Below are 9625 nucleotides of genomic sequence, written 5' to 3' on the forward strand. Positions count from 1 at the left end.
TACATCCGCACCGCACGCTCACGCAACTCCAGCGAGTACTTTCTGGGGGCAGCCATGGCCGATGTTCCTCTCATGAGAACCATCTGACCCTCTGTCACCATCTTCCGCATCTCGGGGGAACCTCAGTCGTCCTCAGTGGTCGACGTCCTTGCCGATGTGCATCTTGGGTGATGCCTCGCCGACGATGACGCGGGTGCGGCGCTACGGCGCACTGATCAGCGTGGGCTCTCTGACGGCCTGCTGGGCACAGCTGGAAGGAGCGGTACGCGGCCAGGCGACGCTGGGCGGCCTGGCTCGCTGTGGCTCCCAACGCACTGGATCTTCCCCGTAATGGCCCTGCTGCAGGGCGGAGGCACCGGCGGCAGCGGCGACGCGGACGACGGGTACAAAAACCCGCTCAACCAATGAGCGTCCCCTTCGGACGTACGACGCAGAACTCGTTCCCCTCAGGATCAGCCAGCACCGTCCACGACTCCTCACCGCTCTGCCCGACATCCACCCGCCGCGCACCGAGCCCGAGCAGCCGGTCGATCTCGCTGTCGCGGTCCTCGGCGGTGGTGGTCAGGTCCAGGTGAAGGCGGTTCTTGACGGCCTTGGGGTCCGTCACCGGCATGAAGCACATGCCGACCGGCGCGGACTCGTCGGGCCCGATAACGACCTCCCGCTCCCGCTCGGACAGCACCCGCCATCGCAGGGCCTCCGCCCAGAAGCGGGCGAGACCTGGCAGATCGTGGGTGTCGACGACGATGTGATGCAGAGTCAAGGGCATACGGGCCAGTGTCCGCGATCGCGCCGCCGCACGCCCCGCTACGGACCGCCCGTCAGCCGCACCTGAAGCATGTGGGGCGGAGAAGATCAGGCCCCGGCCCGGCGCGCTCCGCCGTCCAAGGCGTCACCTTCTGATACGAGCGACGATCACCCACTACCGGCACCGCGCCGGCACCACCTCAGCACCGCACCACCCCCCCACCTCGACGCCACGCGCCGCCGCGCCGCGCCGAGCCCGCGGCGGGTGTCCGGGTAAAGGTGTATAACGCCAATCATTGCCCGGAGTCACCCCTCGTGATACACAGAGTGACCATACGGGTTTCCGCATACAACCGGTCGCCACCGCAGGTCAGCGCGGTACGACCGGTGATCCGTGCGGAGGTCGGGTAAAGAGAGCCGCCAAGTCGACATACGAGGCCGGTTTCATCAGCGAAGATAGAGCCTGCCCCGTGCCGAGCGGCAGGGGCATCGAACTACCCGACAGGGGCGGTGACTTACATGAACCTGGCAGCCGAAAAGGGCGACATCACCACCATCATCGGTGGAATCGCCCCCAACTGGGGTCCGTTCGGGACCCTGGGGAACGAAGCCCGCATCATGATCGAGGTCGTGATGGCCATCGCCATCCTTCTGTGCCTCGGCATCGCGATCTGGGGTGCGGCGAAGCAGCGGATCGGCGCGACGGCGCTGAGGGACACGTTCAGCGCGGAGCAGGGCAAGGGCCTGATCGTCGCCGGCCTCACCGGCGTCTTCATCATCGGCTCACTCGGCACGCTCTTCACCATCGTGTACGGGATGGCTGTTTAGCCCACCTTCGGTCATTTCCGGGCACGCCCGGCCGCCACCCCGCTCCCCACCCCACCTGCCCGTCGTGCCCACCGGCTGAGGTTGCGTCTCCCTGATGTCGAGTCACCACACCGCGCCCGCGCGGGAACCAGCACGGCTACCGTCGTACTACGCGGATATGCAATCGGTTGAGGGGGCGTACGCGGCATGAGTCTCGGTGACGAGCACGGCTACGGCAGCGACACGGGTCGTTCGGACCGTGTCGGCGGCTCCGGCCAGACCCGCACGCGCCTCCCCGAGGGCGGTGGCAGCGACGTGTACGGGGGCGCGCGACGGCCCGTACGGACCTCACGGTCCCTGATCACGGTGATGGGCGTGGTGGTCCTGCTCATCGCGGCTATCGCGTTCGCGAACCGGGGCGGCGGCGAAGGCAGCCCCGACCCGGAGGCCAAGCAGGGCGGCGGTTCGGATCCGACGGCTGCGACGGGGATCCGGCCGGTGGAGGGCAAGAACGGCGCGATCGCGTCCGGTTTCACGCAGAGCGAGCAGGGGGCGCAGTCAGCTGCCACGAACTACCTGGTGGCCCTCGGCTCTGACGGTATGTACAACAAGGGGCGACGCCACGAGATCGTGAGCACCGTCTACGCCCCCGAAGTGGCCGCCACGCGGCAGACCGACCTCGACAAGGCCTACTCCGGCGAGAAGTTCCTCACCAGCATCGGGCTCAAGCCGGACGGCACGGCGCCGAACGGCTTGACCTTCATCTCGCGTTTCAGCCCGGTGGGTGCGAAGACAGAAAAGTTCGGCGGCGAGACGGTAAGTGTCTCCGTCTGGTACTCGGCACTTTTCGGACTGGCCGGCGAAAGTTCCAAGAATCCCGTGGCCGAAAGCTGGTACACGAACGCCTTCGAGCTCAAGTGGATCAACGGTGACTGGAAGGTCATCGACTTCACTCAGAAAGAGGGACCCACGCCGGTCGGGCGTGACCAGACCGCCTCCTCCGCCGAGGACATGGCTGACGCCGTCGAGAAGTTCGGAGGGTTCACTTATGCCCGGTAAGCGATCTCGCCGTGCCTTCACATTCGCGGCAGCCGTCACCGCTATACAGACCACGGTCGTACTGACAGCTAACGGTGCGTTCGCAGCGCCCACCCCGCCCCCAAACCCCGACCAGAGCAATGACCCCTGTGATCTCATCCGGGGACCCGCCAAGGACTACTGCGAAGGCAGCGAAGGCGGCGGCGCCGCCCGTAACGCCCCCACCGACCCCGCCGAGTCCCTCGACCCCCTCTCCTCCCTCGCCAGCGGCTGCGCCGACGCCGCCGCGTGGATCGTCGGGAAGCTGTCCGAGGCCGTGAAGTCGACCGCCAACGTCGACTTCACCAACCCCAAATTCCTCCAGCAGTACGCCGTCGTATTCGCCGCGTCCACCGTCCTCACGATCATCCTGTGGCTGCTGGCCGTCGCCAAGCGCGCCATCCGGGGCGTGCCGCTCACCACGGCCATGTCCGAAGCCATCGGGTTCCTCTGGCTCACCGTGCTGGCGTCCGCCTTCACGCCGCTCATCCTCTACACCGTCGTATCGGCCACCGACGGCATCACCGAGGTCATCGCCGCCGGCACCGGCAGCCAGACCGACGTGTTCTTCGGGTCGTTCGCCGAAGCGCTCAAGAAGGGCGAGGACATCGGGGGCGGGCCGATCATGCTGATCGTCATCTCCCTCGTCACCGTGCTCGCCGCCGGTGTCCTGTGGCTGGAGCTCGTCATCAGGGCCGCCCTGCTCTATGTCGGCGCGCTGCTCGGCACCGTCGTGTACGCGGGGCTCGTCGACAAGAACATGTGGGGGCACGTACGCCGCTGGGCAGGCATCATGATCGCGGTGATCATGATCAAGCCCGTTATCGTGGTCGTGCTCGGTCTGGCCGGCGCCCTGTCCGCGGACGAGGGGCCGAACGCGTTCTCCGCGGTCGTCTCCGGCCTCGCCATCATCCTGCTCGCGATCTTCGCCTCCGCCATGATCTACCGGTTCGTCCCCGGCTTCGGCGACGAGATCGCGTCCGCCCGCACCACCCGCAACAAGGCGACCGACGGCTCCCAGGCCGCCGCCGTCATGAGCTCCCCCGCCGCCCTCGTCTCGCAGGGCATCAAGACCCACAGCAGCCGCGGCGGAGGCGGGCAGAGCAGCTCGCCACCCCGCCAGCCCAACCCCGCCAGCGGCGGCGTCGCAGCCCACAGCTCCCGCCCATCGGGCGGCGGCGGAAGCAGCGGCGGCAGCTCCGGAGGAGGTGGCGGAGCAGTCCCCTCCGCCGCACCGTCGGCACGTAGCAACAGCACCCACAGCCACCGCGCCACCGGCGGCAACAAGGGTTCCGGCACCAACAGCACTGGAGGTGGAGGGCGTTGACGACCCAGTCCCAGCCGATCGCGCCCCGCCGCACGTATCTGATCGGCCGCGCCCGGCCGAACGCGATCGTCGGCAAGAACCGCGAGACCGGCGAGATCGCGGTGATCATCGTCGGTGCGTTCCTCGGAATGATGAGCGGCCTGCTCGTCCCCGTACTCTCCCTGCGGATCGTCCTGCTGATGGGCTGCCCGCTCATCGCGCTGATGGCGGTGTACGTCCCCTACAGGCACCGCACGTTCTACAAGTGGTTCGAGATCAACCGCAGTTACAAGCGCACCCTGCGCAGCGACACGGCGTACCGCTCCTCCGCCATGGAGGCGGGCGTGACCGGCGACGGCCGCGAGGTCGAGGTGGGCCCGCCGCCCGGCATCGGGCGGATCAACTGGCTCGCCGCGCCCTTCGGCCCGGACGAGATCGCCGTCCTCCTGCACGCCGACCGGCGCACGGTCACCGCAGCCATCGAGATCGAGGGCCCCGGCGTCGGCCTGCGCGACAGCGAGGACCAGGAGGCTCTGGTCGACCGTTTCGGCACGCTCCTCAAGCATGTCGCCAACGGCGACGGCTATGTGACACGCCTTCAGATGCTCGCGCGCACGCTCCCCGCCGACCCCGACGCGCACGCCAAGGACGTGTCCCAGCGCGGCGACACCAAGGCACCCGGATGGCTCCAGGAGTCGTACGAGCAGCTCCAGTCGATGGTGTCGACCTCCAGCGAGCAGCACCGCGCGTACCTCGTCGCCTGCATGCACTACTCCCGCGAGCTGGCCGCCGAGGCCCAGACCATGGCCCGCGCCGCCCGCCCGCACGGCGGTCGCAAGCTCGACCGGGACGCCGGTCTGGCCGTGGTCATGGCCCGCGAGCTCACCGACATCTGCGCGCGCCTCGCGGAGGCCGACATCCGGGTCCGCCAGCCGCTGGGGCAGGGGCGCCTGGCGTCCCTCGTGCACTCGATGTACGACCCGGACCACCCGATAGACCACATTCAGGCGATGACGAAGCGCAATGCCTGGCCGGCCGAGCTGGATGCGATGGAAGCAACGTATCTGCAGGCCAAGACGCGTGAGTCCTCGACGCGTGCGCCCTGGTGCCACGCCACCGCCTGGGTGAAGGAATGGCCCATGACGCCCGTCGGCGTCAACTTCCTGGCCCCGCTGCTCGTGCACACCCCCGATGTGATCCGCACGGTCGCGGTCACCATGGATCTCGAACCCACCGAGGTCGCCATCGAGCGGATGCTGACGGAGAAGACCAACGACGACGCGGACGCGAGCCGCGCCATGAAGATGAACCGGACCGTCGACCCGCGCGACATCGCGGCACACGGCCGGATGGACCAGCGGGGTGAAGATCTCGCCAGCGGTGCTGCGGGGGTGAACCTCGTCGGGTACATCACTGTGTCGTCGCGCTCACCCGAGGCGCTGGCCCGCGACAAGCGGACCATCAGGGCCTCGGCCGGAAAGTCGTATCTGAAGCTGGAGTGGTGCGACCGCGAGCATCACCGGGCCTTCGTCAACACCTTGCCGTTCGCCACAGGCATCCGCCGCTAGCCGAGAGGGCAACCCCGCATGCGAGATCCCCTGGCCGCCGCCACGGATGCCTTCACCAGCTTCCTGTTCGGGAAGGTCGAGACGACCAGACTCCCCGTCCGTACGTCGACGGGGCAGGCCCAGGCCGTCTATCTGCCGACCGCGGCTCCCGGTCTCGGCGACTCGGGCGTGATCATCGGCCGTGAGGTGTACAGCGGCAAGGGGTACATCTACGACCCCTTCCAGCTGTACGGACAGCAGCTCCCCGCGCCGCACTGGCTGGTCCTCGGCGAGTCCGGCAACGGCAAGTCGGCGCTGGAAAAGACGTACGTACTGCGTCAGTTGCGCTTCCGCGACCGCCAGGTGGTGGTCCTCGACGCGCAGGGCGAGGACGGCGTCGGCGAATGGAACCTCATCGCCCAGGAGCTGGGCATAACCCCCATTCGACTCGACCCGATGGCCACGCTCGACGGCGGGATCAAGCTCAACCCGCTGGATCCGGCGATCACGACGACGGGCCAACTGGCCCTGCTCCGCACGATCATCGAGGTCGCGATGGGGCACGGGCTCGACGAGCGGTCCGGCTTCGCGCTCAAGGTCGCGCACGCGTATGTGCACGAGACGGTCGTCGAGCGCCAGCCCGTCCTCACCGACATCGTCGAGCAACTGCGCCACCCGAAACCGGAATCGGCGCTCGCCATGAACGTCGACCTGGACGACGTACGGGCCTGGGGCCTGGACGTGGCCCTGGTGATCGACCGTCTCGTCGACGGTGACCTGCGGGGCATGTTCGACGGGCCGACGACCATCGGCATCGATCTCGACGCGCCGCTGATCGTCTTCGACCTGTCGCACATCGACCGGAACTCCATCGCGATGCCGATCCTGATGGCGATCGTGGGTGTCTGGCTCGAACATACCTGGATCAGGCCCGACCGCAAGAAGCGCATCTTCCTCGTCGAGGAGGCGTGGCACATCATCAACTCGCCTTTTGTGGCGCAGCTTTTCCAGCGCCTCCTCAAGTTCGGTCGGCGGCTCGGCCTGTCGTTCGTGGCGGTGGTTCACCACCTGTCCGACGTGGTGGACGGCGCGGCGGCGCGGGAGGCCGCGGCGATCCTGAAGATGGCATCGACCCGGACGATCTACGCCCAGAAGGCGGATGAGGCGCGGGCGACCGGCCTGGTGCTCGGGCTGCCCCGGTGGGCGGTCGAGATCATCCCGACGCTGACGCCCGGCATCGCGGTGTGGGACGTCAACGGCAATGTCCAGGTCGTCAAACACCTGATCACCGAGGCCGAACGGCCACTGGTCTTCACCGACCGCGCGATGACGGAGTCGTCGGCGCAGATGCTGTCCGACGACATGCACGCGGCCGAGCTGGAGGCGGAGGAGAGGGCCACGTTCATAGAGCAGCAGATGAACGAGTCCTCCGAATCGACGGTCGCCTGAAATGGCGCGCGGGGACAGCCCGGTGACGGGACACGGGCAGGGTGGCGGCACGTCGGAGCGCGGCATCCCGGACGGGCTGCTGGTCGGCCTGCTGGCCTTCCTGTTCGGCCTGACGATCCTGGCGTGGCTGGCGACGGGCCTGTCGGGCCTGTTCGCTCACGGCGCGTGGCCGGACGGCGTCACCTTCACACGTACGCCGCTGGCCCTGCGCCACCTCCTCGGCGGCCCCCAGGACCTCCCGGCGGCCTGGCCGGACACCCCGGCGGACCAACTCTCGGGATACGGCCTGTTCTGGGGCCTGTTGATCGGCGAGCTGATGGTCCTGATCGTCCTCACGATCTTCGCCCTGGGCACGCTGGCACGGTGGAGAGCGGTACGGGGGGCGGCTGGACGAGGGAAGACGGGCCCGGCCGCACGTGGTGCCGGGGCTGCAGGTGCGGGACGCGGTGACGGTGAGGTGCCGGGCGCGGATGCGGACGGCGGGGCCGGCCACGGTTACGGCTACGCGGCCGGTGGCTTGCCCTCGGCGAGACCGGGGCCGGGCCCGGGCCCGAACGCGACTGTCGGTGGGCAGCATGCCCCTGTCCCGTACTTCCCGGCGGGCGGCGCCGGTCCTGGAGGCTCCGCAGGCACAGGGCCAATCCTGAGCGACGGAGCAGGAGTGGGATCCGCCAACCCCCAAGGGGCGGGCGCAGAGCCCTACTTCCCGCACGCGGCGGACGCGGGCCTCCCCGGCGGGGACGCAGCCAACCCCGGTGCGGGCGCACCGGTTGCCGGTACGAACGCCCCCGCGGCCGACGCCTCCGCCGGAGCCGCGCCAGGTCCTGGCGGCCCCCAAGGGCCAGGCCCCACACCGCACTTGCCAGGAGCCGCATTCGGCGCCCCGCCCGGCACGATCCCGGGCGGCGGCACCGCCCCGCCCACGGGCCCGCACGCATCCCCCTCCCCCTACCCGGGCGCGACCGACGCGTGGGGCAACCCCGCCGTGCCCGCGCCCCGCACCCCCCGCGTCCTCTACGGCGGTCCGCAGACGCGGCGGCCCACCACCGTTCAGGCCGTCCTGGACGCCGAAGGTCCCGTCCTCGTCGTCACCTCCGACCCCAGCGTGTGGGCCGAGACGAAGGACGCCCGCGCCAAGCTGGGTCCCGTCCTCGTGTACGACCCCGGGCACCTCTGCGACACCCCGGCCCGCCTTCACTGGTCGCCCACCGCCGGCTGCGAGAAGGCCGACGTCGCCGCGGCCCGCGCCGTCGCACTACTCGCGCCCGTACGCCCGCAGGCGCGCCTCGACGCCGCGATGGCCGACACCGCCGAGACGCTCCTGAGCAGCTGGCTGCATGCCGCCGCCGTCGACGGGCGCCCGTTCCGGCAGGTGCACCGCTGGGCACAAGGACACAGCGCGCACGAGGCGGTACGTATCCTCCGCACCCACACCAAGGCGTCCAGCGGCGCCGCGGGCCTGCTCGAATCCGCGCTCACCGCGCACCCCGAACGCCGCGAGATCGCTCAGGAGTTGACGGCCCGAGCCCTCGCCGCACTCTCCTCGATCCACATCCGCGAGGCCTGCACGCCGAATCGAACCGATTCGCTCACTCTGGAATCATTTGCTGATGAAGGGGGCACCCTTTATGTGGTGGGTGAAGCAATCGAGGACCCCCGGTCGCGCCCCGGGGCAATGCCTCTGCTCACCGCGCTCGCCGCAGACGTGGTCGAGCACGGCCGCCGCATGGCCGCACGGTCATCCGACGGTCGGCTCGACCCACCAATGACGCTTGTCCTCGACGACGTCGCGGCGGTGGCGCCCCTTCCCCGGCTTCCTGAGCTGCTGTCGAACGGCCGGGACCAGGGACTGCCGATCCTCGTCCTGCTCCGCTCGCCGGAGCAGGGGCGGGCCCGGTGGCCGGACCACACCCTCACCGACTGACCCGCACGGCCTGCCCCTCAGCGTGCCCCTCTCCTCACCTCCCCGCGGCCGCCGCGGCCTGGCTCGTCCGGCCGTCGAGCGACGACACCGCCACAGGACTGACCGGACTGACGGGACTGACGGGACTGGTCGGGGCCGACGCGGGAGGCATCGGCGCCCTGGCCTGACCGGTGTCCTCGAGCGGCTCGTTGAGCTTCTCGATGGCGTGCCGGGCCTGTTCCGACGGCGACCGACCGGAGATCGCGGACACCGATGAGCCCGACGCCCCCGCGGTCACCGACGGTCCGGCAGCGGCTGAGGCCTGCTCCGACGCGGATCGCGCGGGTACCGAAGCCCGGGTACGCAGCCGTCGGCCGGCCGCCTCGTCGAGACTGACGGGCCGCTGATCCTGCGCGGCCAACCGGGACGCCTCCTGCCCCAGGGCCGCGACGTCCTGCCAGTCCAGCCGAACCACCAGCCGCAACTCCGCTGTTCCATCCGGGAGTGCCCGCACGGGAAGCCTGCTGTCGTCATCCATGAGCCGATCCTCACTGCGCCACCAGAGCAAAGAGGCCCCCGCCGGACTGCGGCGAACCCCGGCCCCTGCACGAGGGTCCGTACATCCGTACGGAGGATCGCCCTCCATCGTTCAATCCGGCTCAGAACGCAGGAAAGCCCCGCACCATAAGGTGCGGGGCTCTCCCACAATAATTGTTCGGCGGCGTCCTACTCTCCCACAGGGTCCCCCCTGCAGTACCATCGGCGCTGAAAGGCTTAGCTTCCGGGTTC

The 9625-nt window shown here is 69.5% G+C and carries 8 protein-coding genes and 1 rRNA gene; 6 read left to right on the plus strand and 3 right to left on the minus strand.

What is annotated here, in order from left to right; translation table 11 throughout:
* Nucleotides 1–397: 397 nt before the first annotated feature.
* The gene (locus QMK30_RS37760) at nt 398–769 is read right to left on the minus strand and encodes a VOC family protein (RefSeq protein ID WP_283522859.1); all 372 of its coding nucleotides are present in this window, start codon (nt 767–769) and stop codon (nt 398–400) included.
* Nucleotides 770–1266: 497 nt separating this feature from the next.
* Between QMK30_RS37760 and QMK30_RS37765 the strand changes: the two genes are divergently transcribed.
* The 6 genes from QMK30_RS37765 (at nt 1267) to QMK30_RS37790 (ending at nt 8857) form a co-directional block, all read left to right on the plus strand.
* The gene (locus QMK30_RS37765; RefSeq protein WP_283522860.1) at nt 1267–1575 is read left to right on the plus strand and encodes a DUF8827 family protein; all 309 of its coding nucleotides are present in this window, start codon (nt 1267–1269) and stop codon (nt 1573–1575) included.
* Nucleotides 1576–1761: 186 nt separating this feature from the next.
* Complete coding sequence (locus QMK30_RS37770; protein WP_283522861.1) at nt 1762–2613, plus strand: hypothetical protein; 852 nt, start codon at nt 1762–1764, stop codon at nt 2611–2613.
* Nucleotides 2603–3958 carry a hypothetical protein gene (locus tag QMK30_RS37775; RefSeq protein WP_283522862.1) on the plus strand — a complete coding sequence of 452 codons (1356 nt, stop codon included), beginning with the start codon at nt 2603–2605 and terminating at the stop codon, nt 3956–3958. Before QMK30_RS37770 ends, QMK30_RS37775 begins: the two co-directional genes overlap by 11 nt.
* Nucleotides 3955–5505 carry an SCO6880 family protein gene (locus QMK30_RS37780; RefSeq protein WP_283522863.1) on the plus strand — a complete coding sequence of 517 codons (1551 nt, stop codon included), beginning with the start codon at nt 3955–3957 and terminating at the stop codon, nt 5503–5505. The genes QMK30_RS37775 and QMK30_RS37780 overlap by 4 nt, the downstream gene beginning before the upstream one ends.
* A gap of 18 nt (nt 5506–5523) precedes the next feature.
* Complete coding sequence (locus QMK30_RS37785; protein WP_283522865.1) at nt 5524–6933, plus strand: ATP-binding protein; 1410 nt, start codon at nt 5524–5526, stop codon at nt 6931–6933.
* A 1-nt stretch (nt 6934) separates the two neighbouring features.
* Nucleotides 6935–8857, plus strand: a complete 1923-nt coding sequence (locus QMK30_RS37790; protein WP_283522867.1) for a type IV secretory system conjugative DNA transfer family protein — start codon at nt 6935–6937, stop codon at nt 8855–8857.
* A 34-nt stretch (nt 8858–8891) separates the two neighbouring features.
* On the opposite strand, the gene QMK30_RS37795 is transcribed toward QMK30_RS37790, so the two are convergent.
* Nucleotides 8892–9374 carry a hypothetical protein gene (locus QMK30_RS37795; RefSeq protein ID WP_349362165.1) on the minus strand — a complete coding sequence of 161 codons (483 nt, stop codon included), beginning with the start codon at nt 9372–9374 and terminating at the stop codon, nt 8892–8894.
* Between the two features lie 175 nt (nt 9375–9549).
* Nucleotides 9550–9625, minus strand: a 5S ribosomal RNA gene (gene rrf / locus QMK30_RS37800); the annotation flags it as partial.

Source organism: Streptomyces sp. H27-C3, assembly GCF_030063415.1.
Lineage (GTDB): Bacteria > Actinomycetota > Actinomycetes > Streptomycetales > Streptomycetaceae > Streptomyces.

Bases quoted from the DNA above. Each gene is read 5' to 3' on its own strand.
- QMK30_RS37760 (WP_283522859.1), bottom strand. From the start codon at position 769: ATGCCCTTGACTCTGCATCACATCGTCGTCGACACCCACGATCTGCCA.
- QMK30_RS37765 (WP_283522860.1), top strand. From the start codon at position 1,267: ATGAACCTGGCAGCCGAAAAGGGCGACATCACCACCATCATCGGTGGA.
- QMK30_RS37770 (WP_283522861.1), top strand. From the start codon at position 1,762: ATGAGTCTCGGTGACGAGCACGGCTACGGCAGCGACACGGGTCGTTCG.
- QMK30_RS37775 (WP_283522862.1), top strand. From the start codon at position 2,603: ATGCCCGGTAAGCGATCTCGCCGTGCCTTCACATTCGCGGCAGCCGTC.
- QMK30_RS37785 (WP_283522865.1), top strand. From the start codon at position 5,524: ATGCGAGATCCCCTGGCCGCCGCCACGGATGCCTTCACCAGCTTCCTG.
- QMK30_RS37790 (WP_283522867.1), top strand. From the start codon at position 6,935: ATGGCGCGCGGGGACAGCCCGGTGACGGGACACGGGCAGGGTGGCGGC.
- QMK30_RS37795 (WP_349362165.1), bottom strand. From the start codon at position 9,374: ATGGATGACGACAGCAGGCTTCCCGTGCGGGCACTCCCGGATGGAACA.